25 protein-coding genes and 5 pseudogenes are annotated in these 26,749 nt (G+C 33.9%); 2 read left to right on the top strand and 28 right to left on the bottom strand.

Going from position 1 to position 26,749, the window contains the following annotated elements; translation table 11 throughout:
* Positions 1-417: 417 nt before the first annotated feature.
* Positions 418-1,329 carry a tyrosine-type recombinase/integrase gene (locus C1N55_RS10310; protein ID WP_137728742.1) on the top strand — a complete coding sequence of 304 codons (912 nt, stop codon included), beginning with the start codon at positions 418-420 and terminating at the stop codon, positions 1,327-1,329.
* A 58-nt stretch (positions 1,330-1,387) separates the two neighbouring features.
* On the opposite strand, the gene C1N55_RS10305 is transcribed toward C1N55_RS10310, so the two are convergent.
* From C1N55_RS10305 to C1N55_RS10185, 25 genes and pseudogenes are all read right to left on the bottom strand, one after another.
* Complete coding sequence (locus C1N55_RS10305) at positions 1,388-2,692, bottom strand: tyrosine-type recombinase/integrase (protein WP_255502545.1); 1,305 nt, start codon at positions 2,690-2,692, stop codon at positions 1,388-1,390.
* A 238-nt stretch (positions 2,693-2,930) separates the two neighbouring features.
* Positions 2,931-3,647, bottom strand: a pseudogene (locus C1N55_RS10300) (MMPL family transporter); the annotation flags it as partial.
* 525 nt (positions 3,648-4,172) lie between these two features.
* Positions 4,173-4,562, bottom strand: coding sequence for a DUF302 domain-containing protein (locus C1N55_RS10295; RefSeq protein ID WP_137728739.1), 390 nt, complete (start codon positions 4,560-4,562; stop codon positions 4,173-4,175).
* Positions 4,563-4,618: 56 nt separating this feature from the next.
* Positions 4,619-5,395 carry a sulfite exporter TauE/SafE family protein gene (locus tag C1N55_RS10290; RefSeq protein ID WP_137728738.1) on the bottom strand — a complete coding sequence of 259 codons (777 nt, stop codon included), beginning with the start codon at positions 5,393-5,395 and terminating at the stop codon, positions 4,619-4,621.
* A gap of 95 nt (positions 5,396-5,490) precedes the next feature.
* Entirely contained in the window at positions 5,491-5,718 is a 228-nt protein-coding gene (locus tag C1N55_RS10285) for a sulfurtransferase TusA family protein (RefSeq protein ID WP_137728737.1), read from the bottom strand.
* Positions 5,719-5,819: 101 nt separating this feature from the next.
* Complete coding sequence (locus C1N55_RS10280; protein ID WP_137728736.1) at positions 5,820-6,947, bottom strand: MBL fold metallo-hydrolase; 1,128 nt, start codon at positions 6,945-6,947, stop codon at positions 5,820-5,822.
* Positions 6,948-7,069: 122 nt separating this feature from the next.
* Positions 7,070-7,465 carry a DsrE/DsrF/DrsH-like family protein gene (locus C1N55_RS10275; RefSeq protein WP_107937010.1) on the bottom strand — a complete coding sequence of 132 codons (396 nt, stop codon included), beginning with the start codon at positions 7,463-7,465 and terminating at the stop codon, positions 7,070-7,072.
* Positions 7,466-7,493: 28 nt separating this feature from the next.
* Positions 7,494-8,057, bottom strand: coding sequence for a sulfurtransferase TusA family protein (locus C1N55_RS10270; protein WP_137728735.1), 564 nt, complete (start codon positions 8,055-8,057; stop codon positions 7,494-7,496).
* 48 nt (positions 8,058-8,105) lie between these two features.
* Positions 8,106-8,402 (bottom strand): rhodanese-like domain-containing protein, encoded by a 297-nt coding sequence (locus C1N55_RS10265; RefSeq protein ID WP_107937014.1) that lies wholly within the window; start codon positions 8,400-8,402, stop codon positions 8,106-8,108.
* Between the two features lie 25 nt (positions 8,403-8,427).
* Positions 8,428-8,775 carry a rhodanese-like domain-containing protein gene (locus tag C1N55_RS10260; protein ID WP_137728734.1) on the bottom strand — a complete coding sequence of 116 codons (348 nt, stop codon included), beginning with the start codon at positions 8,773-8,775 and terminating at the stop codon, positions 8,428-8,430.
* 60 nt (positions 8,776-8,835) lie between these two features.
* Positions 8,836-9,096, bottom strand: coding sequence for a metal-sensitive transcriptional regulator (locus tag C1N55_RS10255; protein ID WP_240758255.1), 261 nt, complete (start codon positions 9,094-9,096; stop codon positions 8,836-8,838).
* A 355-nt stretch (positions 9,097-9,451) separates the two neighbouring features.
* Positions 9,452-9,616: a hypothetical protein gene (locus C1N55_RS20530; protein ID WP_168193839.1), complete on the bottom strand. Its 165-nt coding sequence runs from the start codon at positions 9,614-9,616 to the stop codon at positions 9,452-9,454.
* A gap of 105 nt (positions 9,617-9,721) precedes the next feature.
* A complete protein-coding gene (locus tag C1N55_RS10250) occupies positions 9,722-9,985 on the bottom strand; it encodes a metal-sensitive transcriptional regulator (RefSeq protein ID WP_107937020.1) in 264 nt (87 codons plus the stop codon).
* 515 nt (positions 9,986-10,500) lie between these two features.
* Positions 10,501-11,118 carry a cupin domain-containing protein gene (locus C1N55_RS10245; RefSeq protein ID WP_137728732.1) on the bottom strand — a complete coding sequence of 206 codons (618 nt, stop codon included), beginning with the start codon at positions 11,116-11,118 and terminating at the stop codon, positions 10,501-10,503.
* 697 nt (positions 11,119-11,815) lie between these two features.
* The gene (locus C1N55_RS10240; protein WP_137728731.1) at positions 11,816-12,295 is read right to left on the bottom strand and encodes a DsrE/DsrF/DrsH-like family protein; all 480 of its coding nucleotides are present in this window, start codon (positions 12,293-12,295) and stop codon (positions 11,816-11,818) included.
* 50 nt (positions 12,296-12,345) lie between these two features.
* Positions 12,346-12,572, bottom strand: a pseudogene (locus C1N55_RS10235) (sulfurtransferase TusA family protein).
* Between the two features lie 1,025 nt (positions 12,573-13,597).
* On the bottom strand, positions 13,598-14,236 hold the full coding sequence (locus C1N55_RS10225) for an HD domain-containing protein (RefSeq protein WP_137728729.1): 639 nt from the start codon (positions 14,234-14,236) through the stop codon (positions 13,598-13,600).
* A 193-nt stretch (positions 14,237-14,429) separates the two neighbouring features.
* Complete coding sequence (locus C1N55_RS10220) at positions 14,430-15,950, bottom strand: succinyl-CoA:acetate CoA-transferase ScpC (RefSeq protein WP_137728728.1); 1,521 nt, start codon at positions 15,948-15,950, stop codon at positions 14,430-14,432.
* Positions 15,951-16,130: 180 nt separating this feature from the next.
* Positions 16,131-17,054 (bottom strand): LysR family transcriptional regulator, encoded by a 924-nt coding sequence (locus tag C1N55_RS10215; RefSeq protein ID WP_137728727.1) that lies wholly within the window; start codon positions 17,052-17,054, stop codon positions 16,131-16,133.
* 447 nt (positions 17,055-17,501) lie between these two features.
* On the bottom strand, positions 17,502-18,212 hold the full coding sequence (locus tag C1N55_RS10210; RefSeq protein WP_137728726.1) for a B3/B4 domain-containing protein: 711 nt from the start codon (positions 18,210-18,212) through the stop codon (positions 17,502-17,504).
* Between the two features lie 57 nt (positions 18,213-18,269).
* Positions 18,270-18,791 (bottom strand): spermidine/spermine N(1)-acetyltransferase, encoded by a 522-nt coding sequence (locus C1N55_RS10205; protein ID WP_137728725.1) that lies wholly within the window; start codon positions 18,789-18,791, stop codon positions 18,270-18,272.
* An 18-nt stretch (positions 18,792-18,809) separates the two neighbouring features.
* On the bottom strand, positions 18,810-19,262 hold the full coding sequence (locus C1N55_RS10200) for a MarR family winged helix-turn-helix transcriptional regulator (protein WP_137728724.1): 453 nt from the start codon (positions 19,260-19,262) through the stop codon (positions 18,810-18,812).
* A 1,352-nt stretch (positions 19,263-20,614) separates the two neighbouring features.
* Positions 20,615-21,297 (bottom strand): annotated as a pseudogene (locus C1N55_RS21020) (aldehyde dehydrogenase family protein).
* Between the two features lie 37 nt (positions 21,298-21,334).
* Positions 21,335-21,903, bottom strand: a pseudogene (locus C1N55_RS21015) (aldehyde dehydrogenase family protein).
* A gap of 74 nt (positions 21,904-21,977) precedes the next feature.
* A complete protein-coding gene (locus tag C1N55_RS10185) occupies positions 21,978-23,054 on the bottom strand; it encodes a homoserine dehydrogenase (RefSeq protein ID WP_240758254.1) in 1,077 nt (358 codons plus the stop codon).
* Positions 23,055-23,200: 146 nt separating this feature from the next.
* Between C1N55_RS10185 and C1N55_RS10180 the strand changes: the two are divergent.
* Positions 23,201-23,638, top strand: a pseudogene (locus C1N55_RS10180) (LysR substrate-binding domain-containing protein); the annotation flags it as partial.
* 836 nt (positions 23,639-24,474) lie between these two features.
* Here the strand turns inward: C1N55_RS10180 and C1N55_RS20525 are convergent.
* From C1N55_RS20525 to C1N55_RS10170, 3 genes are all read right to left on the bottom strand, one after another.
* The gene (locus C1N55_RS20525; RefSeq protein ID WP_168193838.1) at positions 24,475-24,645 is read right to left on the bottom strand and encodes a hypothetical protein; all 171 of its coding nucleotides are present in this window, start codon (positions 24,643-24,645) and stop codon (positions 24,475-24,477) included.
* A 212-nt stretch (positions 24,646-24,857) separates the two neighbouring features.
* Complete coding sequence (locus tag C1N55_RS10175) at positions 24,858-25,658, bottom strand: dihydrodipicolinate synthase family protein (RefSeq protein WP_137728722.1); 801 nt, start codon at positions 25,656-25,658, stop codon at positions 24,858-24,860.
* A 249-nt stretch (positions 25,659-25,907) separates the two neighbouring features.
* Positions 25,908-26,528 carry an FMN-binding negative transcriptional regulator gene (locus tag C1N55_RS10170; protein WP_137730611.1) on the bottom strand — a complete coding sequence of 207 codons (621 nt, stop codon included), beginning with the start codon at positions 26,526-26,528 and terminating at the stop codon, positions 25,908-25,910.
* Positions 26,529-26,749 lie beyond the last annotated feature (221 nt).

Genomic DNA, 26,749 nt, shown 5'->3' with positions numbered 1-26,749 from the left:
TTCAAATTAAAAATGCAGCTTGGTTAAACCAGGATGCATTTTTAATTTGCAAATAGTTTTTGAAGAAATTAATTAAAAATAAACACTAGAAAAAAATCGGCTGATTTCATGTAAGAGTCTTATGAATGCTGTTTAAAAACATTTTTCAATTCTGTCTCACTATTAAAAGTATACTTTTGAAATGATACATAACTTCCTATAATAGATATTATGTAAACTAGAAAAATTTTGCGATAGAAGAGGGGTTGTACTTTAAAGTTCCTATAATATCCGTACTCTTCGACTTCTTCCTGTTAAGTTCCTTATAATTTTTATTGCTTTTCATGTGAACGATAATTCTCCTTTTAAACAATAATTTGGGTTTTTTGTACAGATAATGCGTTATCGTTTAAACATCATTACCTGGAGGTTTAATTAATGAATCTTAATACTGCGATTGAAGATTTCCTTTTGTACATTCAAGTCGAAAAAAATTACTCGGAACATACTGTTCTAAGCTACGAATACGATCTTAAATCATTCTTTTCCTTCTTAGCTGATTACGGCTGTTCAACTGAGTTAAATGACATTACTAAATTAAATGTACGTCGATTTATTCAACATCTACTAGGTAAACGACATCAAAGTCCTCGGTCGTTGAATCGAAAGATTTCTTGTCTGAAATCCTTCACAAAGTATTGTGTACGTGAGAAATATATCAACCATGACTTCATGTTTGATATAGAAACGCCAAAAACAGATGAAAAACTGGTGGTCTATTTGACGACAACAGATTTACAGCATCTATTCCGCGCACTCGAACAAGATCATACCCGTTTTTCAAAACGAAATGAGGTGATGATCAAGTTGTTAGCAACAACTGGTATGAGACGATCTGAATTGGTTTCACTTACGTGGCAGCAACTAGATTTTTCGAATCAAACGATTCGAATACATGGAAAAGGGAAAAAAGAACGGTTATTACCGCTCCATCTTCACCTGATTCCCCTTCTTGTTACGTATAAAGCGTCTTTACAAGCGTATCAAATATACAGTACGGAACATGTTTTCTTAAATAAAGATGGTAAAATACTTGATCCACGGGGATTGCATAGCATCTTTAAAAAAGTTCTAAAAAAAGCAGGTCTGCCTCCTTCCCGTTTTTCTTTACATCACTTACGACATACATTTGCGACACTGATGTTGCAAGAGAATAAAGAGAACGTAGATTTACGCGTTTTACAGGAATTATTGGGTCATGAGAGTATTACCTCGACGGAAGTTTATACACACGTTGAATTCCAACAAAAAAAGAAAGCTATTGACTCTTTTAATCTTTTTAATGACTAATAATACCAAAGACGAACAACATTTTTTGTTGTTCGTCTTTAATTCTATATCAACAACATTACATACCACGTTGATTAAAATTGTTCATTAGAGACATAAATTGGTCCAATGTTTTTTCTGCTGGTATTGAATTAATTGGCATTTGTTGAATTGACTGTTGTGTTGGCAACATTTGATGTCCAAAGTTATTAGCCATTAAATTAGTGTGCTGTGGTACTTGACCAGGAACAGGACTTCTGAAATTGTTAAATATATCAGCTAAAGCACTAGAGATAATTTGTTCCTTTAGCTGTACGTAATAATGTTCGTTATATAACTGATATTGATAAGCAAGTTTTAAATGATTAGTCACATCTTTAAAATTTAATTTGATACTATAATTCATATCAAGCTCTAGGGCAGTTTCTAGCACCGTTTCCAGTAAAATTTGGGCAGCCTTTATGTTATTAGTATGCTTGTTGAAACGAAGTATATATGGATCTAATGAATCAAAGTTTTTATTTGAATGTAATAGAAGAAACTTAATAGTATCACGTTCTACTTCCATTTCATCCAGTAAAGATGCCAGTGTGTAACGGAATGCATGTGGCGTAAAGAATTGTTCTTTTTTAACCAGTTCATCCGTATCTTTATTAGTAGACACTTTCTTCTCCATCCACTTCAAATGCTCACAAATCTTGTTCGTAATATAGTTCATTTGTTTATTTTCTAATGCCTTTCCTTTCAGTCCATATAATAACGGATCATCGGAATCAAGACCTTCGATATGTTTTACAAGTAGAGACATTGATTTAGGTGGTAGTGGTAAGAAAAAAGACTTATTTTTTCGATTTCCTTTATCACCTTTCTTAGATTCTTCAATTTTCTTCTTTCCATTTCTACTCTCTCTTTTAAACTCTAATCCATTTTTCTCGATTGATACGGATTTAACCGTTAGCTTTTTTAAAGATGTCGAACGTAAGGCTGTAAAAATTTCAATCGAGATAGGGATTAATACATTTACACCCCTTGATTGCAATTCATATGAAGCTTTATAAACTAAATATAACTCTTCCAAACTTAACGCTCTAGAATGATGTTCCTCATCATAATCTTCCACCTTATCAAGTGCTGCAAAAGGATTCTTATTAATCACTCCTAAGTTGTTATAGTGAGTTAATAAAGAAGAAAGGGTTGAAATTTTTTGATTAATAGTTTTCGCTTTATATCCTTCTTCTACCATTCTTTTAACCCATTTTAATGTATACTCATATGTTACATTTTCAATTATTGGTTCAATATTCTTTTCTTCCATATCAAATATAAACTCATCTACATTGCGTTCATATGCTCTTACCGTTGAATTAGACCAGGTCTTATGGATAATTTGTCAACAATAGTTTTCAAATTATGTCTACTAACATTTAAGAACTCAGGTTACAAATTGGAACCTTTAATCATTCTATACTAAATAGGACAAAAGGATTTTCACTTACTGTAATATAATTGACAAATGCAAACAAATTTTGAGAACATATAAAACAAAATAAAATACTGTACTTCGGCGAGAAGCACAGTATAATAAGTCATTTTCTTAATAAGACTATCTTATATAATGTTCTTTATTTTGATATCTTCCCTTCTCCTACTGCTGTAGAATATATTTTCTTTTTAAGTTTATCCTCTCTTTTCATTACTTCCTTTTGGATTTTAGTTCCTTCAATATCAATATCAGGAAGGATTTTATCTAACCATTTTGGCATATACCATGCTGCGTTACCCATCAAAGTCATGACAGCTGGCACAATTGTCATTCTAACAATAAATGCATCAAAGACGATTCCAAAAGCTAAAGCAAATCCAATTGATTTAACCATTGGATCCGGTGCAAGCATAGATCCAGCAAAGACAGCAACCATTATTAAGCCTGCAGCCGTCAAAACTGCCCCACTGTCTTTTAAGCCAACAAGGATAGCTTTTTTTGCATCTTTTGTATGGCTAAATTCTTCACGGATTCTACTTACTAAGAAAACTTCATAATCCATTTCTAATCCAAACAAGATACCTATAACGATAACAGGTAAGAAAGCTAAGACAGGACTAGCAGTTGGAAAACCAAATAAGTTTATTAAATTACCATCTTGGATAACAAATACTACAAATCCCAAAGTTGCACCAAGTGAAAGTAAGAAACCTAAAACAGCTTTTAATGGAACAAGAATAGATCTAAATACAACAACTAACAGAATAAAATCAAAACCAACAATAAGACTTGCAAATAACGGCAATGCGTCACTCAATTGTTCAGAAATGTCTATATTTACAGAAGTTGTCCCCGTCCGATTATGAAATTATGCTTTGCATACTTCACAAAGCAATAAGTACTAAATGAATCATTTGCTATTTTAGTAAGATTAATACGCCTTTTTGTAATTTCGCCCGTTCTTGAAACGTATATCATATCGACTAACTGATTACGCTGCAGAAATTTTAAAAGCTGTTCATTACATTATCCAAACACATGTTCTGAATTAATAAAACAATTATAGAACGTACGTTTCAAGTTTGATAATAAGAAAAACCAGGCAAATACTACCTGGTTATAAAAAATCTCATACTACATTGGGTAAAGAAGAAAGTAATGGACCTTTAGCTTAAGAAAAAAGAAAAGCTTATTCCACAATAGCGCCCTTTAATTGAATAACAATCAACTTCTATTAGCTGGAATAATCTAAGTACATGCCATTCTTCCTTATAAACTGATATCAACAAAATTTCAAATTCTTATAGATATAGCTCTTCATTGCTAATAAGAAGAAAAAACAGGTATGCATTTTTTCATTGCATTCCTGTTCTATTATTCTTTATTTACTTTTTTCTAGTACATCTATAAGGATTTTTTCAATTTTTTTTGTTATTGAAATTAATTCAGCATCGTTTAATAAACCTATCATAGCAGTTGGTTTAGCAAGTCCTATTTTTGTTTTTCCTTCGTCTTCATAAACGGTAATTTTACAAGGTAAGAAATAACCAACTAAAGGATTATGCTCGATTACACGTGCTGCTTCTACTGGATTACACACTTCAAGAATTCGGTAGGGCTTTCGATAACTATCTACACCTTTTTTCTGTAAAGTTTCCGTCAAGTCTAATTGCCAAAGAATCCCGAATTTATTTTCTTTTAGATGTTGTTCAATAGATGCAATTGCTTCATCAATCGTTTTATTTGTCTGAACTGTATAGTGAAAATTCATACAATCAATCCTCCTATTGTTTTCTCTCTGTAAGAAATTATGATTCCGTTGTTTTCCTATAGTATATCTATCCATATTTTGACCGCTGTTCCTAAAATTAAAACCGCTAGAATCCCTTGCAATATCTTTGTATTCATTTTTTTACTGATTTTTGCACCAATCGGAGCGGCAATCAGACCGGCAATGATTACAACAACAGCAGTTACATATTCTACTTGCCCCGTAGAGATTTTACCTATCGAACCCGCAATGGATGAAATAAACGTAATCGCTAAACTGGATGCTATCGTCATTCGTGTAGGAATACGTAATACTAATAACATAATTGGAATTAGTAAAAATCCACCACCAGCACCTACAATACCAGAACCAATTCCGACAATAAATGCGAGAATTCCGGCAAGAGGTTTATTGTAGGTGACTTCTTCTAAAGGTATATCATCAATCTTCTTTTTTGGAATGAACATCATAACGGCTGCTAATAATGCTAATATTCCGTAGACAATGTTTATTTGAGCTTCCGTAAAATATTGTGATCCAAAACTACCGATAAATGTCCCTATTAGCACCGTTATCCCCATAACAGTAATTAACGATTTATTTAAATAACTACCCTTTCGAAATCCTATGACACCAGCAATCGATACAAATAATACATCAAGTGCGCTTATACCGGAAACTTCATGTGCTGTTAAAGCCTGGAAGCCGAACACTGTCGGAATCATTAATAGCATTGGGTATTTAACAATCGCACCACCAATGCCAAGCATCCCAGAAAGAAAGGAGCTAATAAACCCTATAACGAAAAGGAGGACCACATAACTTATATCCATGTTGTTTCCTTCTTTCTATTCAATTAAACCTTGCAATTTTTTAGTCTCTCAATTAATAAGAAAAGTGAGTCGCAGAACAACTCACTTTCTATTTTTTACCCTTTTTGAATATAGAACGTTAATACATCCGCTTCCTCTTTATGTTCTAAAAGAGTATGGCCAGCTGCAGCCGACCAAGCCGTTAAGTCGGCTAGCGCCCCTTTATCTGTTGCTTGCACTTCTAATACTTGACCTGATTCCAATGTGTCCATTGCTTTTTTTGTTCGTACAATGGGCATTGGACATGCTAATCCTTTTGCATCTAAAACTTGAGTTACATCCATTTCTACATTCTCCTTTAGATTCATAAAAGTAATTTGGCAGGAAAGAATTTCTCTTCGTTCCTTGCCGAAGTTTTTGTTTTAAACTTATTTATAAATTTTTATTAGCGAACTGCACAACGGTTTGGACCGATTTCCATTTCTGTTTGTTCGTCATTCTCTGGCGTAATTTTACCCATGTTTACTTGACGAATTTGTTCATAGGCATTTGGTTGTGGTGGTAAGTTATCTGTTACTGTGTGACGGAATTCCTCTTCACTTTCTATGTTTAAACCGTGGTTTTCTGTAAATAAATCACCTAAACGTTTTGCTACAGTCCCATCTTGATTTAACTCTTCAATAATCATGAAGTGAGCAGGTAGTACGATTAAATCTTCTGCTAATTCACGGTAACGATGATATAAAGTTTCGCGAAGATCGCCTACCCAGTCCTCTGCAAGACCTGCTAAGTCTGGACGACCGATTGAATCGATGAATAAAATGTCGCCTGTTAATAAATACTTGCTATCAACAATGAATGATGTCGAACCAATTGTATGACCTGGTGAGTAAAGAGCGCCTACTTCAATTTGAGATGCACCGATATTTACTGTTAAGCCATCTTCAAGAGGTGTATAATCGAATACGACCTCTTCAGCATCTTTTGGTGGTAAGTAGTAAGTTGCATTTGTTGCTTCAGCGATATAACGACCACCTGAGATGTGATCGGCATGTAAATGTGTATCAAATACGTGTTTAATTACTACGCTTTTTTCTTTTGCAAAGTTTGTGAAAACATCTGTGAAACGAACAGCATCAATAATTGCTGCTTCCCCTTCCGAAATTACCATATAAGAAAGACAACCTTTACCAAGGCGAACAAATTGATACAATTCGCCACCATCTGTTAAATCACCAACTTTAATTGGTTCTAGATACATACTCCAAGATTTCATTCCACCTTCAAGGTAGAACACATCACGCCCGGCTTCTGATACCATTTCAGCGACCATAAGAGAGGAACCTTCTTTTGCACAAACAACTAATACATCTTTGTCTGTTGGAAGTTTCGGCAAGATTTCGTCTACTCCATCTAATAAATCAAAATATGGGATATTTAAATAATCAAAGCTGTGTCCTTCAATTTTCCAATCTTCAAATGCGTCTTTGTTACGTACATCTAAGATAAATAACTCTTTATTTTCTATCACTTTACGAGCTACTTGCGCTGCTGTCATTTTAATAACTGTCATATCGACTTACCCCCATAGGTATTATTTTTCGTTATTTTAAGTGGAAGGGCTTTCCCTTCCACTAGTTTTCCCTAATTATCTGAAATTAGGTGTTTCAGAATTTAACTACTTTGACTTTGGCATTAGAATGTTAGAGTTGGTGCTGCATCTTTAGCAAATTCAAGGAATGTTACAGCTCCACCTACTTCAATACCATCTATAAAGTCTTCTTTTGTTAAATTCATTACATCCATTGTCATTTGACAACCGATAAATTTTACGCCCATTTCTTGCGCCATTTCAACTAATTGCGGAATGCTCGGTACGTTTGCTTTTGCAAATCCTTCAGCAAAATGTTCTTTTCCTTCTGGCATCGGTAGTTGTTGCATCGCTTGTTTATGGATTAAGTTAAGCCCTTCAAATGTGAAGAAAATAGCTACCTCTTTTTCTGTTGCGGCAGCTGCCGTTGCGATGTTAAAAACTTTATAAGCGTCAAATAACCCACCGTTACTTGCAATAATTGCTACTTTGTTAGACATGATAATATTCCTCCATTTTAGTTAAAATTTAAAGTTTTTTTGATAAATCGCCGTTCCAAGAACTCATTCCTGGTAAGACGTTATATACTTTTGTAAAACCTTTTTCAGCTAATTTTTGTGACGCTAAATCACTGCGTGTTCCTGTACGACAAATCACATAAATTTCTTGGTCTTTATCTAACTCATTTAAGCGATCTTCTAATTCGCCCATTGGAATTGATTTTGAACCTTCGATATGACCAAATGCATATTCAGCTTCTTCACGAACATCTAGAATAATACCGCCGTTAGCAGTACGATTGATTACTTCTTCATTGGTAATCGTTTGTTCAAATTTCTTTTCTGATTCCTGGTCATCTCCATTTTTACGGATGTAATGCAGTAATACACCATCCTCTTCTTTCGTACCAAGATACTGGTGACCGACACCTTCTGACCACGCTTTTAGGTCCGCAACAGAACCTTTGTCTGTCGCTTGTACTTCTAAGATTTGACCATCCTTCACATCATTCATTGCCTTTTTCGTTTTAACAATCGGCATTGGACATGCAAGTCCTTTACAATCTAAGTTTACATCTGCTTTTATTGACATTTCAAAAACCTCCACATACCTATAAGGGTATTATTTTTCTTAAAAAAATTATTCAACTTTCCCTTCCCAAGAAAGCATGCCACCCGTCATATTTGTTACATCAAAGCCGTGACTTTCTAAATACTGTGTTGCTTGACCACTGCGTCCGCCAGAACGGCAAACCATAATATACTGTTTATTTTTATCAAGTTCATGTGAACGGAATTCAAGTAATCCAAGTGGAATATTCGTAATGCCGGGAATATGGCCAGCCTGCACTTCATCCACTTCACGCACATCTATTAGATTTAGCATTTCACCATTTTCTATGCGTTGTTGAACCTCTTTTGCTGTCATTTCTTTCATTTTCAATGTCCTCCTAAATTAATTTTTAGCCTCTCCAGGCACTCATGCCACCACGAACATTTGTGACATTATCATATCCTAATTTTTTTAATTGTTTGCAAGCTTGTCCGCTACGCATCCCACTTTGACAAATGACCACAATTTCTTTACCTTTCGGAAGTTTTGAAAGATCTGATCCTAATGGAATATTATTAAACTGACGAATATTATTAGCCTTATATTCACTAGGTGTTCGTACATCGACAAATACTTTATCTTTATCGTTGAGTGTCCCTTTTAATGCTTCTGTCGATATAGTTTTTGTTCCTTTAGCTGGTAGCATACGCCAAATGATAAAAACAATTGCAATCGCAATAATCAACCAAATTTCCATTTACTCGCCCCTCACATACCACCATAGGTATATTTTTATTGAAAAATAAAAGTCGATTTTTTAACGACTTTTAACTAATAACTCCATTGCTTCTTGTACAGAATCATTGGCAGCTTCGTTGCTTTTTGCTTCCAATATACATTCTTTTAGGTTTTGACTTACAATTACACCAATTGTGTGGTCAACACCTGAACGGACAGCTGATAATTGAGTGACGACGGCCTTGCAGTCTTTTCCTTCGTCCATCATTTTCAATATCCCTCGAAGTTGACCTTCAATTCGTTTTATACGATTTATAATTTTAACCTCATACGAATTCACTTGTGCCGCCTCCTTCAAGTTTTTTTCTCTTACTGATATACATATAATATACCCGTATAGGTATATTGTCAACAAGTAAACAAAAGATTTTTGGATGACCATTCTTCACCTTTTGACTCATCTTTATTTTATATTTCTCTATTTCTTAAAACTAAGTTAGTTGTTAGTATTGGTATTCACACCATATCCAGATGAATATATTTTCCAACCACCATCAACATTTTTCACCTAATACCCATTATTTATTAAAATGCAGCTTGCCAGATACCCTCTTACGCCTTCTTGTCAGCTAAAATCAACCGTTTGATCTTTTAGAATTTAATCTAATTGATTTCTTAACTCATTTAGGGAGATGTTAATAGAACTTTCTTAATTCTTTTGTCGCTTTCCTTTGGTTCACGAACAATCCCCACCGGGTTCCGAAAGTATTATAGTTATACCCTTCACTTATCCCTTCATAGACTAGCATCTGCTGTTCCTGACCAGCAACTCCGCTAATAATGATAATTCTCTTTGTCATGTTTTTCCTCTACTTTTTTATTCTTTGAATATTCATATATGGTTGATTCTACACTGCATATACGGTATAGGGTATTTATTTACTGAAAATAAAAAGCCGAACTAGTTATCGACTTTTTACAAATAGATTCACCGCTTCTTGAATTGACTCATTTAAAACTTGTTCATCACCGTCTGCTTCTTGAATACATTCAAGTAAGTTTTGGCTAACGATTAAGCCTATTGCACGATCTACTCCTGAACGAACAGCCGAAAGTTGAGTGATGACAGCTTTGCAATCTTTTCCTTCATCCATCATTTTCAATATTCCACGAAGTTGACCTTCCATTCGTTTCACTCTATTTTTGACTTTATCATCATATGAATTCATCTATGCAAACTCCCTTTACATTGATTATTAATAATATATTATACCCTGCAAGGTATACTGTCAAGCGCTAATGATGCCTATTAAGTCAGGCTAAGGTTTCTTTTTAAGTGAGTGTTTTAAGAGTGTGAATAAAACTTGCATAATTAAAGCATTATTTTTTTCCTACAAATCGAATGAAATGGAATAGACCATTATGTATAATGCTCTCTCTATTAATATAGATAGAACTGTTTATTACACTTTATATATATTATTTTCATCTATAAAAAGTTTCTATTTATAAAGTAATATAAAAAAGGTTTTACCCATTTGGCAAAACCCCTAATATTTTTTCGAATGTTTATACTTTTAACTTAGTTGAAAAAGTTAAGACTCACCAATGTGTTCCCTGTTTCTACTATCTTATATGCATGATTAGTAGAATACCCTTGTCACTAACCGGGTGAATCTTGAAAATTGTCCCACATTACCTCTTTTATAATAACATCTAATCCCTAACTCACTAATTATGGTATCTATACCCATTCACCAGGAATATTACCTAATTTAACGGGATTTGCATTATAATGGCCAGTTTCCTCTTCAGCAGCCATTGCGTCTTCTTTTGTAGGATGAACAGTACCAGATGGATGGTTAGGTGGCGCATAAATAGAGTAAAGTCTTAATGGAATATTCCCTATATTTGTTAAATTGTGCCATGTTCCAGCAGGTATAAAGATTGCCGAGTCATCTTCTACATTTCTTCTATAGCTCAAATTATCCCTTCTTCTACCCATTTGAGTTATACCCTGCCCCTGTTCAATACGTAAGAATTGATCCACATCTGGATGCATTTCCAATCCGATGTCTTCTCCAGGATTTAGACTCATTAAAGTGACTTGTAAATGTTGCCCCGTCCATAAAGCCGTACGGTACGTATTATTTTGTTTCGCAGCTGTATTAATATTAATGACGAATGGGTTAGGCCCTTGATCTATTAGCATTCTTCCTGCATTCCCATTAGAAGCAAAGTAAGAGTTATAATGATTTGTAGGTTCAACCATATTAGTATAATTTGGATACATCATTCCATAATAATACATCGGCATACCATAATATGGAGTTTGATGTATATACATATAAGGATAATACATTTCTTCAGTCCCTTCACAGTTATCATAATATCCTATGCAAGCTGCGAAAAGAACGTACTTTGATTCAGGTACCCTAAGAGAAGTAAATCAATCCTTCTTGAATTAACATTTCATAAGCTATAGATTATTATATCTATAATTTTCTCTTCTCTAAAACCGCTAAAAAAAGTTCTACAATTTGGGACAATACTTATAATTTATAAACCTTTAATAAACTACTCATCAAAAGTTCTACTCACCCTTTATTTAAATTGACTAATATTTAGTGTGAATTTTTCATTCATTCTAATTTAACAAAACTATATATTCAAAATCCACCTGTTGTTTTGTTGCAAAAAAATGAGTCGAATAAAAACTCTCTTTTACGAGTTTTTAATGATGAACGATAACACTAATACCTCTTCTTTATGTTCTAACAGTATATGGACTACTATAGCTGAGTTAATGCCACTAACCTTCTGTTTGTTATACATCTAAAATTTCACAAGATTTCGGTGTATTGATTGCTATTTTTGTTCGTATAATTGGTTTTGCAAGTCAATCCTTTTGCGATTGATCGCACATCTAATTTTCTCATAAAATCTCTTACCTCCATACCACACAGGGTATTACATTGGTTAAAAAATATATGAAGACAAAGCCCATTCTAATTTACCAAAGCATTTAATTAGTCGTATCGATAACTAGAAATTTTTTTTTAGATAAATAAATTCACATTTCCATTTTCTGCTTCAGCTAGATAAGCGGCCACACCTGCATATTCAACTCCATCCAATAGTTCCTCTTGATGAAGACCTAAAAGATCCATTGTCATTGTACACGCAATAAGCTTTACTTCCTGTTCTTGAGCCATCTCAATTAATTGCGGCAATGTCATGGCATTGTGTTTTTTCATTACCTGTTTAATCATCTTTGGCCCCATCCCAGCAAAGTTCATTTTTGATAAGCCCATTTTGTCTGCACCACGTGGCATCATTTTTGCAAACATTTTTTCAAGGAATCCTTTATTCAAAGTCAATGGCTCATCTTTTCGTAATGCATTTAATCCCCAAAAGGTATGGAAAATCGTTACTTCATGATCGTAAGTCGCCGCACCGTTTGCAATAATATAAGCCGCCATTGCTTTGTCGTAGTCTCCACTAAATAAAACGATTGTTGTTCTTTTCTTTTCAAACATATAATCTCTCCTACTTCAAATTACCCATAAGGGTATTATTTTTTAATCTATTAACCTTTTTTAATCCAAAATTTTAAAATATTATTATCTTCTTCGTATTTTAATAACTCGTTCCCAGTAGAGTTTGACAAGCCGTCAAGTCAGCTTTCGCCCCTTTATCTGTTACATGAACTTCTAACACTTGACCCGATTGTAATTCATTAATAACTTTTTTTGTTTTTACGATTGGCATCGGGCAAGTAAGTCCCTTTGCATCTAATAATTTATCAGTATTCATTATGTTGCCTCCTATTGCTTTTAATATAAATACCCATATAGGTATATAAACCTCCAAAAAATATATAGGAGATTTAATCCTCGCTCCATATACCCCATTAGGTATCATAAATGGATAGGACCCTTCTTGTCAAGCCCTTAATATTTTAACCTTTAGCAGTTAATCTTCAGAACCTTTATCTCTTATAACATTTTCTCGAACACAGTTCCTTTCTTGAAACGTCGCATCATATGCAGATAGGCAAAGTTTTCTCAGATTATTTGTATGTTCTTCAATCATTGTATCTAATAGGTCATATTTATCCGTGTTACTGCAGGTACGCCGGAATGGTTAGAACCTGTTGATGATGAAACTTATAATAAATTATAAAACAAATGCATCGAATCAATCGATCCGATGCATTAGCTCTTTTTAGTTAGTTAAGCCTTATGTCTCCCTTTAATTTCAACATTTATATATAGAATTTCTTAGATGTTATTCAACTATATGGCCCTATAACGGAAAAAAGCGATCTTCTTATTGAAGAATCGCACCCGATCGTATCTGAGCTAAAAATATTTGCCTTCACCCTTTTGATTGGTCTGCCCATTTTTGATGTATACATAGCATTTATACAACTTATGATAAATGTGGTTTTTTCAAGATGCTTAAAACTCAACAAAAACTGATACGTCTTTCTTATAAAAAGGCTACCATCCGTAAGCTAAATTTATCTTAATTCTAACTGTTTCTCCTGATTGATCAAAAGAGGGTCTTAATCTGTAGAATTTAGTTTGATATTTATAAAATTGTTTGTTCATTTTCTTCCTATGTTGTTCAATAATCGCTCCCTTTAACAGAATATTCGATTTCGAGATAATCTTAAAGGTATATGATGCTCTTCTTTCACTATCGGCATCTTTTTTAAAGAGTTGCTATAAAAAAACGCCTCTACGTTGTAGCTTTGGTTTTAATACCTAATTTTCAACGCAAGGTGTTTTCATATTTATTATGTTAGTACTGTCAGTTCATTAAGATGTTGTTTTTTATTCTGACCAAGGTGAATGTAAAATACAGCTACAGAAATTCTTATTTTTATATTCAGGCACAAAATGTTGTACAATGTCTTGCTTCATATTGCCAAAAGTAGTTTCTGGCTTATGTTTAAAGCCTTCATAAAAAGCAGGAATAATTTCTTGTTTAAAATTGTTACGAGGGAACGCTTTAATGATTTCTTCACGTAAGTGTGGAGGGAATTGTTCAAATCCGTCTCCCATTACATCCATTCCCACACCTGAGAACAGTAATGCTACTTCTGCTTCTTTATGCTCCGCAATACCAGGTGTTGTATGTAATGCGATTGCATCCCAAACACGGCGAATTGATTCATCAGGAATTTGATACTGTTGCAAAAAACTTCTTGCTGCATTGGCACCATCAACTTCAAAACGTAAATCTGGGCTACTGTACTTTTTAGTTAGTCCTAAATCATGGAATAATGCACTTACATACAGTAGTTCTAAATCGTAATCTTTTTTTGCATTTTGACCATTAACCGCACCAAATAAAAATACACGGTTAGAGTGATTCCATAATAAATCGCTTCCATATTCACGTAAAATATCAACTGCATCTTTTGCTAATCTAGAGTCCGGGATTTGAATGCCTGCGATTTCTTGACACATAATAAAAACTCCTTTGCAATGTAATAGTGCACATATCTGTATACCTATCTTTATTTTAAGGAACAATTTATCATTCGTCTATTCTATTATTTCTATCATAATCATAGAAATAGCCGATGATAAGAGCTTAATCTTGTAATTTAAGAAAAATATAAAAAAGGGCTACATAGTGTAACCCTTTTATTCATGGAAATTAATTGTTCACTTTTTCTTCCTTGAATAACATTGTTCCTTTTTCTTTCAAGTTTGTGTGGAACGAGAATGCTTTTTCAAGGATATGAGGTGTTTGACCGCCGACTTTCTCTTTCGCTTCTTCAAAATAGGCATGTAATTGAGGTCTATATTTAGGATGTGCGATTTCGATAAGCTTTTCTGCTCTCTTCACTGGTGGAAGTCCACGAAGGTCAGCATATCCTTGCTCTGTTACAATAATATCTACATCATGCTCTGTATGGTCAATATGCGATACGAAAGGAACGATTGTTGAGATAGCATCGTCTTTTGCCAGAGAAGATGTTACAAAGATTGTAATTTTAGCATTACGAGCGAAGTCTCCAGATCCACCGATACCATTCATCACTTTTGTTCCACTTACGTGCGTTGAATTTACGTTTCCGTAAATATCTACTTCTATGGCAGTATTAAATGAAATCACACCTAAACGACGAATAATTTCGGGATGATTTGATATTTCTTGTGGTCTGAACATAACTTTATCTTTGTATTTTTCTAAATCTTCAGCGAGTGAAGCAACACGTTTTTTAGAAAGTGAGAACGAAGTACCCGCTGCAAATTTAACAACACCTGCATCGATTAAGTCAAAAATACCATCTTGTAATACTTCAGAAAACACTTCGATATCTTTAAACTGAGAGTTTTTCATACCATTTAGAACAGCATTCGCTACAGACCCTACACCAGACTGTAATGGAGCTAACGACTCCGTTAAATTGCCTGCTTCTACTTCACTTGCTAAGAAGTCTAATAAGTGATTCGCAATTTGCTGTGTTTCTTCATTTGGCTCAAATAACGGTGAAGGAATATCAGGTTGTTCGGATAAAACAATTCCTTTTACTTTAGATGGTTCTACTTTGATACCAATTTCTCCAATTCGATCTGAAACTTTGTAAATCGGAATCTCTCTACGTTCACCTTGATTGTTCGGTACAACAATATCATGAAGACCTTCATATGCTCTAGGTGCACTTGTGTTTAGTTCAATGATAACGTTTTCAGCTTTTTCCACAAAGATTGGCGAATTTCCTACAGAACCAGTTGGAATAATATACCCTTCTTCAGTTATAGCAGCTGCTTCGATAATAGCATAATCAATTTTTCCTAATGTCCCTTTACGCACCTCTTCTGCTGTATGTGATACATGCTGATCAATATAGTAGATTTCACCAGCATTGATTTTCCCTCGCATTACAGCGTTACCCTGATAAGGGACACGTAAGTTAATAATTCCTGCTTCAGCCATTGATTGGTCTGCAGTTGGTCCTAATGAAGCTCCTGTATAAAGGTTAACTTTAAAGTTCTCTTTCTCACCACGCTTAGAAAGTGCAATTGGAAATTCTTTCGGCTCCCCAAATAATGTAAATCCACTCATGCCAAGGTTCATTCCGTCTTCAATCCAAGAGGCTGCTTCCTCAGCCGAAACAATTTTGTCCAAAAACGCTTCATTTCTGATGAATTGACTTAAATCTTTGCCCATCAATACTCACCTCGTATTAGTTTTCTGTTTGGTTGTTAAGATATGAACTTTAGTTATAAAAATTCATAATTATGGCCAATTAAAAAATCCCTTACTCTTTTTTAATTGGCATAATATTATTGTATATATTGTTTTATCATGCGTCTATTATATTATTTCTATAATAATGATAGAAAAAACCTATAATATTAAATCCTTTAAATAATTAAGCGTCTCTTCCTCTGTGTGGAAATGAAGCTTTTCAATCTCCCTTATTATTAGCTTCATGTACTCACGTGCTGCATAGTTAATAAAGCAGTTCTTTTTCATCAAGAGATAAACAGGTCTAGTTAAAGATGGGTTTTTAATACGTTGGAAAAATAAATCGTTTGTATCATAAGATTCGTATAGAGTGCGTGAGACAACACTGCGTCCGATTCCACTTCTAACGAGATTTAAAATAGATGTAATACTCGATGTTTCAATAGTAGGCTCTAACACTTTGCCAATGCTGTAGCTAGTCTTATTTAATAATTTTCTACATTGATGTGAATTAGAAAATAATATAAGAGGCTCATTAAATATAGAAGAGAACGAAACATATTGTTCTTGGTTACTTTGATTACTAATTAGATAAAACTCTTCATTGTACAACTTTATTCCTTGTAATAAATCAGACTTATCAAATTGAAAACCAATACCAAAATCCGCTTGATTTTCTAGAACAGCTTTTTCTACTTGATCTGTAGTATCAATAATAACTTTAATATTCGGATATAGCTTATTAAATTCAATACATACGGTGGATATTAGATCTGTCATTTCTCCTGGTAATACAGCAATCTTCAATTCTCCTATTTCTACTTTCGAAAATGCTACAATTTGGGAAGATATATTTTGGATAGAATCTTGAATATTCATTGCTTCTTGTTGGACAATTGCTCCTACCTTTGTAAGCTCAATTTTCTTGCCAACACGATTAAATAGTGAATATCCTACTTCTTTTTCCAGCATTTTAATTTGATGGCTTAAAGTAGGTTGTGAGATTCCTAATTTTTCAGCTGCTTTTGTAAAATGTAGTTCTTTACTAAGCATTAAAAAATACTCTAAATGTCGTAATTCCATACTGTTTCAACCCTTTTTAATAAAATTTTTATCTTTATTTATATACTACTTTAAGTTGATAATCTAGTTATTAAGTTATTATATTTAAAGAAATTATTCCACAATTTTTAGCCCTTAAATAAAAAAAGACGCGTTTCTAATTAAACGCGCCTTGAGTTCCAAGAAAGCTGCCAAATAGTTCCTCAGTTATTCTGCTAGTGTATTCATTAGTTAAGAAGAAAGTTTAGAGGTCACTAATTATACCTATAAAAATTCTTTACCAATCCAAGAACTTCATTTTAAATTCTTACTAGAAAGCGAAATAGATTCAATTTGCATTGAGTAACTGCTTCCAAATTATAGTCATTAACTAATAAAATATTTTAGAGAATCAGTTATGCATCCTAAGTTTGAATCATAATTAGTCAGTATAGTAACCCTTGTGGAATTGAATTAGGCGAATTGATCTTATTCAATGATTGTCGTTTCCCTATTATTTAAATCTAACACTTCAACTTTTACAGAACCACCAAGATGATGTGATACTAATTCTGACAATACTTTGAGAGCAGTATAAAACTCATCGCTTCTTGTTTCATCAATCGATTCAATACACAGGAATGCATTTTTCGTTTGTTCCGTTAGCATAGTTCTCTGAGCCTCACGCCAATTCCAGCATCTGCATATTGCACCTTCATCATCTTTATAGACAATTTCCCCTTCATATGGCGTCGCATTTTCAACACTTCCTAATGGGATAAACCCTTCCTTCCCATTTGCCTGTGTTAAACGGATATCACCTACAAACGTATCGATATCTTCTCCACCACACGGAAGACCGAAACGCAGTGAAATGGAATTATAAATATCAACAAGTGGGTTGATAGTTCCAATCTCATTGCTATTTTTTACTCTTTTTAATAAAGCTTCAATGGAACACCTTGCTCCTTTTTTTGTCTTAAATTTCTGAAAAGCTTCTCTCCAAACGGAAATGACCGGATTGAGACTGAATTCATCTAAACTAAGAAATTGATGTGCTTCTTTCTCTGCTTCTCTTAGTAGCTGATCATACATTTCGACGTTCTTAATTGAATTATCAATCCCCTGGCAAATAACAATACCTATCTTTGCCTGAGGGAATAACGACCAAAAATCATCTTCAATAATAAATTTAGGCATATTGATCTCTCCATTTCATTTTTCAATGAACCCTCTTTGTCATTTCTTAATCTGTCATCATCCAAATAAGTGTTTAGTCATAATAATATCTATTTGTTCTTCATCCCCCATATAAAAAGAATGGGCTCCCGTTTGAACAAATCCCATTTTCATATAAAACGCAATGGCATTTTCATTTTTTTCCCATACGCCTAACCAAATGCTCTTTTTATGAAGTTCTTTTCCAATTTCAATGGCTTTATTTAGCAAATATTTACCAAGCCCATGTTTTTGAAATTTGTTTTTTATATAGATTCTCTCAATTTCTAGTGATTCATTACCCATTCCTTCAGACTGAGCATCATCGGTATTAATTTTTAAGTATCCAGCAACTTCATTATGAACATATACAAAAAAGAATTGGGAAGAAGGATTGTATAATTCTCTTTCTAATTGCTTTAAGTCATATGCCCTTGCCAAATAAGCAGTCATATTTTCAGGTGAATTCTGATCTTTGAATGTATCGTTAAACGTCTCAATGCTAATTTCTTGTAGCGTTTGTAAATCTTCAAGGTAGCATTTTTTAAATTTTAGATCCATTTGAATATGAATCTCCTTTCAATAGTTTTTTTGTTCCCTATTTCTTACATTTTCCCACTCTATAACTATATTTTTCTGTACTCGTTGAATAAGATTATGAATGGTTTCTACTTCACTTTTGGAAAATCCATCTAATGCAACATGATTAGAATAAACATTTTCTTTTTTGATAAAAGGATAAACATAAGCACCTTTTACCGTTGGATATAGTTTCCTAATTTTCTTATTATCCCAATCCTCTTTTTTTTCAAGAAAACCATTCATTTCAAGTCTTTTTATCGCACGGGCTGCTGTTGTGCGATTTACTTTGAGCATCTCAGCTAACTTTTCTTGAATAATGCCTGGGTTTTCGCATATTCGGACAAGATATAAATATTGCCCTTTTGTTAGGTCATGTTCTTTAAACTCTATATTACTTATAGAATCTAATGCCCTTGCAATCATTCCAATTTCACTAAGAATTTCCTTCATAATAAACTCCCAAGTACAGATATCTTTTTTGTTGCAAATACAACAAAATTTGCATACCTTTAATTTAACTCAATTATGTTGCATTTACAATAAAAAATAATAAAGGTCGAATAATTTGAAGTATAAATTTTATCTAACAGACATTTTATTCTGAACGCTTGTTGTCTCCTTCACGATACAATCAAATTTTGAAAAATCACCTATTGATGCACTTCTGGTAGAACTGTTTAGAAATGTGGGGCTAACTGCGGATAGTTGGGAAATCATTATCGCCTTCGTCATGATGGGTTGTAATTCATTGTTAACATGACAAAACTTGAACTTTTTTGTTATTTTATAACGGGGATTGGGATTGATCTGTGGCTCTTCTTATTAAACAACATGATTACAGCCGAAGGCTTCCTTAGCCAAATTGTCTGTTTTGTAGTTGGCTTAGTTGTGATTGGTTTGCGAACAGACATTTATTTACACATACTTTTCCCCTAATTCTAGGTGACCTATTAACATTAATCATACAAGAAGTAACTAAAACAACTATCTTTTTTCAAGATCATTCATTTATCGCTTGTTCTAAATTTAATCAAAAATGTTTACTTATCCTATTGGAGTGGGATCATTATTAACTATTTTGTTTTGCGGAACTAATACTTAATTACTTTATGCACATTCTAAAATCCACTAGATATGATACTAATTCATGGCAGTAGCTCATTTAATAATTATAATAAATTCCGCTTGTTATCTGTTCTCAAAACGGATAGTTAATTGAATAGGATAAAATAATAATTTTTAATATTCTAGTATTGTTGAATTCGATAAATATAATCATCACCCATCTCGAATTGTTTTTAATTAAGTATTTCGAGATGAGTCTATGATAAGCCCTATATCAAAAATGTTTGTTTTCCAATTTTCCATTCTCTTTTTTCTCTTCGTGCAACACAAGTTGAATACATCAGGTCTTGATTAATAAACCGCCTCATCAAAATCTAATTGATTTTAAGCAAAATCGGGTAAACCGTGATCTGCTAATAATATCTCCCACAAGCAGTTTTTTCATATAATCCCTTAAAGTTTGAACTTCTTCCTTCTGGACACATCTCAATAGAGGCTAAAGATAAGTAATCATGGCAAGTTGAATAGTAAGGTACATATCCTATACATACAATGATTACAAAATAGAATTAAACATCTACCTTCTGAGGCAATATGATGCAACAAATATTTACATAATTATCTGAATTCCCAGGTAGAGTTCTAACGTTACAACGAATCTCCCGAGTATTGTGAATATATTGGTTACTTTACTATTTAAGTCATATAGGCATACATTCATTCTTATAGTTATATTGTTAAATACTGAAACAAGATATTTTCGGTTCTGTCATTTCATTCAAAGTAAAGGATACACCTTCACGACCCAGCCCAGATCCTTTGGTACCCCCGAAAGGCATTGCATCAATGCGATAATCCGTACTTTCATTGATCATTACTGCCCCTACTTCAGATCAGCAATAACTTTGAATGCGGTCTCTAAATTAGGAGTGAAGATAGCCGCCTTCAAACCATAGTCTACTGAATTAGCTCGGTTAAGAGCATCTTCAAAGTTCGTGAAACTTTCAATAATCGTCACTGGTCCGTAAATTTCTTAGTAAGTTAAGCTTGTGATATCGCATACATTCTCAAGAAGAGTTGGTGCATAGAAACTTCCTGTTCTAAACCCACCCATTAAGAGATTTGCTCCATGTGACAATGCTTCATTGACTGATTGTTCCACCCTTTTAGCTGCTTCCTCGTTAATAAGTGGTCCCATGTCAGTATTTTCATCAAGCTTATTCCCAACTTGATACGTGCTTGAAAGAGAAATAAAACTCTTCTTGAACAATTCATAGATTTCACTGTGTACCAAAAGACGCTGTACGTGTAAACAGTTTTGGCCTGCTGCCCAGAATGCCCCACTCACACATGCTGGAACGGCCAAATCCAAATCTGCATCATTCATTATTATGGTTGGTGCATTACTTCCTAATTCCATACTCACTTTTTTAAGTCCCGCCATTTTGATGATCTTTTCACCTGTCACTTCGCCCACCAGTAAAGGAAACCATGCGAACACGAGGATCAGTTACTAATTTTTCACCGATTTCGCTTCCTCTACCGGTAATAACTTGCAATATACCCTTAGGAAGTCCAGCATTCGTAAGTATTTCAGCAAGCATCAATGCACATAGAGGTGTCTCTTCATGCGGTTTTAATATGATGGCATCCCCACCGGCTCGCGCATATAGTATCCAACTTTATTTTCTGAACCAATTGATTGGTCAAATGGTATTGTCTCACCCTTGATTCGCCTAGCTTCCTCTAAAGAAATACGCAAGGTTTCCACACAACGCAGAACTTCTTTACGGGCTTTACGAATCGTTTTAATACCTTCTAGGGCTATAACTCGAGCAAATTCTTCTACTCTATTTTCTAGCACTTCAGCTGCTTTTCGCAAAATAGAGATCCTCTGATGAATTGGAATAGAACGAGCAGTTTTACTCCCAGAAACAGCCGCTTCAAGGGCAATCTCCACATCATTTAAGTTAGCTAACGGTACAGTCCCAGTCAGATTTCCATCCTGTGGATCTCGAATTTCCATATACTCATCCTTCGATATCCATTCTCCATTCAGTAACATTTTTTTATTTATTATTTCTGCAGTTGAAGTGTGTATCATAACCTTACCTCCTTTTCAACTTGACCCGAAGCAGAACGTGCGTGCTCTTTATGAATGGCAATCAAATCAGCGATAATGGCATATCCAGTTTCCATCCTACCAGCTCCTGTACCTATAAGAGTGACTTCACCAAGGATATCAGTAGTATAAGTTATCGCATTAGTTGCGCCTTGAATCGATGAGAGTGGATGAGAAAGCGGAATTCTCAAAGGACGGACTTCTGCTTTACACCCCTCTGAAGAGGATTCAATTCTACCAATCAACTTCACACATTCGTTGTCCTCTTTTGCATTTGCAATATCTTCAGGTGTTAATTTTGTGATTCCTTCACGGTCGACATCCTCCATCTTGAGGGATTGTTTCATAAGCAAGTTCGCAAGGATAACTACCTTGGCAGCTGCATCATACCCCTCAACATCACCAGCAGGATCAGCCTCTGCATACCCTAATTCTTGTGTTTCTCGAAGAGCTTCAGAATAGCTTTTCCCTTCCATCATTCTCGTAATAATGTAATTTGTAGTTCCATTCAAAATTCCTTCAATCTTTGTAATACCTGCTGCTACCAAATGTTCTAAACCGAATAGTAGAGGAGGTGTCCCACTCATTACAGTTCCCTCAACTCGTAGATGCGCATTGTTTTCTTTAGCTAATTTCATAAGTCTGTCATAGTGCAAAGCAATAGGTCCTTTGTTAGTGGTAATAACATTTAGTCCACGCCTTAATGCAGTTTCCATATGAGTCAAAGCAGGTTCACCTGTTTTTAGATCTGTATAAGCAAGTTCGACCACCGTATCTACATCGGCTTCTTCAATAGTACGTTTAGCAGACCATCCTGTATATGGAGCAGTAAGAGTATCCAACGTTATTCCACTTTGAACAGTTTTCAAGAGTAACTCAGCATCTAAACCATTTGGATTGTAGATACTCCCTTTAATCGGATCGCTAACAGCAGCAATTTGGACCTTCATTCCAAATGCTTCAAGTTGGGCGCTTTTATCAGCAATAATCGTTGCTAGCCCTTGCCCTACATTACCAAAGCCAATTAAGGCTAATTTGTGTGTTATTATTTTCATCAAATTTTCACTTTCCTAAAAAAATTATTTTGCCGCTCTAAAAGCTGATTAACATCTTTAATAATATTAGTAGGATGATCCGTACCAATAGATAATCACATTAGAAAAATGGCAGAGATGCTAACTCTCAACCTTCTTCTGAGGATGATGACCTTCACAACTTCAATCTTATCCGTGAAAAGTTAGTCATGTTCGCTAATCCCGGGCATCACTTAACGAAAAAAAATAAAATTGTCCCTGCCGACTTGCAAGGGGAAATATTGTTACTTACAGAACCAGGAAGTTACAGAGACTTTTTAGAATATTGGATAAAAGAGGAAGGGATTGAATGCTCACAAATCAATTTTTGGAATATTGAAGCAATAAAACAGTGCGTTATGTGTGGACTGGGCATTACCTATCTCGCCCAAATAGCAGTGAAAGAGGAACTAGAAAGAGGAAAACTTGTTGCTTTATCTTGGATTCATACAGAAGAATCTGTCACAACACAACTAGCTTATCATAAAAACAAATGGCTGACTCCCGCCATGGAAAAGCTTATATATTTAATTAAAATCCATGCTGAAAAGTGGGGTTCTGGTTAAAAAAACACTTACTAGGAACATAGATGTTCTATTTTCTAGTAATTGATTACTTACGAACTTAATCCAAACAATTCGTCTATAAATTGTTTTTCATTTCGGGCAGACTTCATTTCTTTCATGGACTGCCCTTTTTTGACGATATACATAGCCTTTATACCACTTATGATATGAACGGCTCTTTCAAATGACTTAAAACCTAACATAGAAAGGAAAGGAGTTATCTCTTATGAAAGGGGTACCCACCATAAGCCAACAAGATAAGACTTAGTTTTTTGTATAGCACGTAAAAATTAGGCTGCTCTAATTCAAATTGATCGCATATCGTATTATATGGTCGGCCAGAAAGAATTTGGTAGACTATTTTTTATATAGTCTTATAGTATCCGGGTTGAACGATCTGCCCCTTGTGACTTGATTACGATTATAAATTGTACGCCCTCTACTTGTTAGCACATGATTAGGTTGTTTTGAGTGCTGATGTTATACCAGCAGCATTTATCTTCTTTTCAATTGCGATGTTTGCTGTAAGAACTCTTGGTATCGTCCTTCGACTTCGGATTATTCGTAAAAGCTCTACATCAAGTTTCTAAATAAACTATGTTTATTTAATAAGGGAGAACCCATTCTATACAGAATGGGTTTAGTCTTTATCACTAATAGTCATAGTTGTATTTGTCTCCGTAAGTATTGCAGAAAGTAATTTAGAATCGGTCCCACCGCACAAATGGTAAATATATTTAAATTAATCCTCCTAAGTATCTTAAACGGTAAAGTCTTAATGAATTTATATTCTTTCTAAAGTTTTCTAGACATCTCTCCATTTTAATGCCAAAAATTCATTTTTGCTTAAAGCTGTAAACGATGCAAGTATATGGGGATGCAGTTAATGCTTTCATACGATAAGGTAGGGAAGTCATTTCATTAATCCACATTTGAATTTTCTTTTCTTGAACTTCATTAGGACAAGTGAAGTTATTATGGATATCTTCTATCCATAATAATTTCACCCTTCTTCTCTACCCTTCAGTTAATAAAATTTATTTTAATCAGTATTGATTTTCATATTGTCTAAATGACAGATAAACTGTATATGAAGAGCCATGGAACTGTCTAGTCTTTATCAGAGAGATGTGACTCTCTCCCTAAACCTAGTAAAGAACATTATCTCAAAATTGAATATAAATTGTTAATTTGTTTTCAAAGCAACACTCTATACTCATTATGTTTGGACGATAGGTGAACGGCAAGTACCAACTTTTAACCCAATGCTATTATAGTGATTTTTTATATTCACAATAGTTTGTTTGTTTGTAACTTCCTTAATTAAATTGTTTAATTTATTTGAATTAATGGATTTATGCTCTAGCAAGTCATTGAAAGCTTGCTTAATTTCTTTAGGATAAACATTTCCAACCATACTAGAAAGCCCGCTACATCCATTATTTATCATCTCTGGAAAATCAACATCACCGGCTGCAAACAGAATAAAATCTTCTGCGAAATTTGTATGTTGATGACGATTAACATCTCCCCCCTCTTTGAGTCCGATAATATTGGTATGTCTAGTGATTAGATCTTGAAGTGCAGCCTGACCCAAATCAAATCCAGTTCGCAAAGGATTATTATATAGTACAACCTGTTTAGAAGTATGTTTGAGTAGTTCATCAACATAGTAAACAGCTTGCTCCTGACTTGGTAGAATATATGGGGGGAAACTTATGACGAAAACATCAATTTCAGACGTTTCGAGTGCTTGAATTAATTTAATTGCATCACTCGTTCTTGTAGCGGATACGCTAAACATAAGTTCGATACTATAAAAGCTTTGTTGATTAAAGTATTCAATTATTTGTAATCGTTCATTGATACTAAGTGAATGTTGTTCACCTGTTGTGCCACATATGAGAATTGAATCAATCCCATTGTATTTTAAGTGATCAACAATGGGTTTAAACCCTTCTAAAAATAGACTCTCATCTTCGTGAAAGGGAGTAGGAATGGCTACATTTATATTTTTCATTATTTAATTCTCCTTTTAAGGCAATTCTTTTTTCATTTTATTGTTCAGTTTAAAATAACATATGGGTTAAATGATTGTTTAGAATATACATTCACTTTATCTTAAATCGTGTCCGAGTCGAAACATTGGATAAATCGTACTACGGCTTCGAGTAATTCCAATAATGATTATTTAACAATCTAGTCATTTTCACTAAGTAAAACGCCTTCTTTAAAGAAATGCGCCCTCTTCTAAATTAAACTCTAATAATTATTTATTATCTTGTCTTTTTTCCATCACTTCGGCTAATTGTTGAGAATTTATATTATTTTCCTCTTGTAATTCTTTAATAATATTCTGATAATCCTCTTCATTTCGATTTTGACTTAATTTATAAGCAGCTTGAATTTCATGCACTTTAATTTTAAACCCAACAATCCCTTTTAGTTGACTTTCCAATAACTGCGGAGATAATTTATTCCATAAAATTGGATTTTCACGATGTTTCTCGTATTTTTCCAACAACTTCGTTAAATCTTGTTTTAACTCTTCTTCTCTTATAATGGTTGCTTGACCATATACATGTACCGCTTGGTAATTCCATGTTGGTACGTTTTCATGGCCATACCATGATGAAGAAATGTAAGCATGAGGTCCTTGATAAATAACGAGCACACTTTCAGAAATTTCAAAAGTCCTCCATTGAGGATTCCCATATGCAAAATGCCCAGTAAGGAAATAGTTTTCTTCCTCTTTTTGAAGCTGTAATGGAAGATGGGTTGCAATTGGCTTACCCTTTTCTGTTGTGACCACCGTTGCAAAGGAGTTCTCCTCCATAAATCCAACCACTTCATCCATATTTTTCACTTGAAAATATTTTGGTATAAACATAATCACATTTTCCCCTTTCGTAATGAACATCTTCACCTGTAACATAACATTTTTTCCTAATAATCAATTTCAAATTAGATTTCTTCCAAATTTCAATCAGGCAATTTTCAATTCCGTTTTTATAAAAACGTTATTAGATTTTCCTCTGTTAACAGAGTATACTAGCATTTGACATCTTAAAAGGTACAATTCTTATTAAATATACATGTCAGAGGTGATTG

The sequence above is a fragment of the Lysinibacillus sp. SGAir0095 genome (assembly GCF_005491425.1).
Taxonomy (GTDB): domain Bacteria; phylum Bacillota; class Bacilli; order Bacillales_A; family Planococcaceae; genus Ureibacillus.
Note: the sequence above shows the minus strand (reverse complement) of the source record. Positions and strands in the feature narration are given on the sequence as shown.

Excerpts from the sequence above, each read along its gene's own strand:
- C1N55_RS10310 (WP_137728742.1), top strand. The coding sequence starts at position 418 with ATGAATCTTAATACTGCGATTGAAGATTTCCTTTTGTACATTCAAGTC.
- C1N55_RS10295 (WP_137728739.1), bottom strand. The coding sequence starts at position 4,562 with ATGAATTTTCACTATACAGTTCAGACAAATAAAACGATTGATGAAGCA.
- C1N55_RS10290 (WP_137728738.1), bottom strand. The coding sequence starts at position 5,395 with ATGGATATAAGTTATGTGGTCCTCCTTTTCGTTATAGGGTTTATTAGC.
- C1N55_RS10285 (WP_137728737.1), bottom strand. The coding sequence starts at position 5,718 with ATGGATGTAACTCAAGTTTTAGATGCAAAAGGATTAGCATGTCCAATG.
- C1N55_RS10280 (WP_137728736.1), bottom strand. The coding sequence starts at position 6,947 with ATGACAGTTATTAAAATGACAGCAGCGCAAGTAGCTCGTAAAGTGATA.
- C1N55_RS10275 (WP_107937010.1), bottom strand. The coding sequence starts at position 7,465 with ATGTCTAACAAAGTAGCAATTATTGCAAGTAACGGTGGGTTATTTGAC.
- C1N55_RS10270 (WP_137728735.1), bottom strand. The coding sequence starts at position 8,057 with ATGTCAATAAAAGCAGATGTAAACTTAGATTGTAAAGGACTTGCATGT.
- C1N55_RS10265 (WP_107937014.1), bottom strand. The coding sequence starts at position 8,402 with ATGAAAGAAATGACAGCAAAAGAGGTTCAACAACGCATAGAAAATGGT.
- C1N55_RS10260 (WP_137728734.1), bottom strand. The coding sequence starts at position 8,775 with ATGGAAATTTGGTTGATTATTGCGATTGCAATTGTTTTTATCATTTGG.
- C1N55_RS20530 (WP_168193839.1), bottom strand. The coding sequence starts at position 9,616 with ATGACAAAGAGAATTATCATTATTAGCGGAGTTGCTGGTCAGGAACAG.
- C1N55_RS10250 (WP_107937020.1), bottom strand. The coding sequence starts at position 9,985 with ATGAATTCATATGATGATAAAGTCAAAAATAGAGTGAAACGAATGGAA.
- C1N55_RS10245 (WP_137728732.1), bottom strand. The coding sequence starts at position 11,118 with ATGTATTATCCTTATATGTATATACATCAAACTCCATATTATGGTATG.
- C1N55_RS10240 (WP_137728731.1), bottom strand. The coding sequence starts at position 12,295 with ATGTTTGAAAAGAAAAGAACAACAATCGTTTTATTTAGTGGAGACTAC.
- C1N55_RS10225 (WP_137728729.1), bottom strand. The coding sequence starts at position 14,236 with ATGTGTCAAGAAATCGCAGGCATTCAAATCCCGGACTCTAGATTAGCA.
- C1N55_RS10220 (WP_137728728.1), bottom strand. The coding sequence starts at position 15,950 with ATGGGCAAAGATTTAAGTCAATTCATCAGAAATGAAGCGTTTTTGGAC.
- C1N55_RS10215 (WP_137728727.1), bottom strand. The coding sequence starts at position 17,054 with ATGGAATTACGACATTTAGAGTATTTTTTAATGCTTAGTAAAGAACTA.
- C1N55_RS10210 (WP_137728726.1), bottom strand. The coding sequence starts at position 18,212 with ATGCCTAAATTTATTATTGAAGATGATTTTTGGTCGTTATTCCCTCAG.
- C1N55_RS10205 (WP_137728725.1), bottom strand. The coding sequence starts at position 18,791 with ATGGATCTAAAATTTAAAAAATGCTACCTTGAAGATTTACAAACGCTA.
- C1N55_RS10200 (WP_137728724.1), bottom strand. The coding sequence starts at position 19,262 with ATGAAGGAAATTCTTAGTGAAATTGGAATGATTGCAAGGGCATTAGAT.
- C1N55_RS10185 (WP_240758254.1), bottom strand. The coding sequence starts at position 23,054 with ATGAAAATAATAACACACAAATTAGCCTTAATTGGCTTTGGTAATGTA.
- C1N55_RS10175 (WP_137728722.1), bottom strand. The coding sequence starts at position 25,658 with ATGAAAAATATAAATGTAGCCATTCCTACTCCCTTTCACGAAGATGAG.
- C1N55_RS10170 (WP_137730611.1), bottom strand. The coding sequence starts at position 26,528 with ATGTTTATACCAAAATATTTTCAAGTGAAAAATATGGATGAAGTGGTT.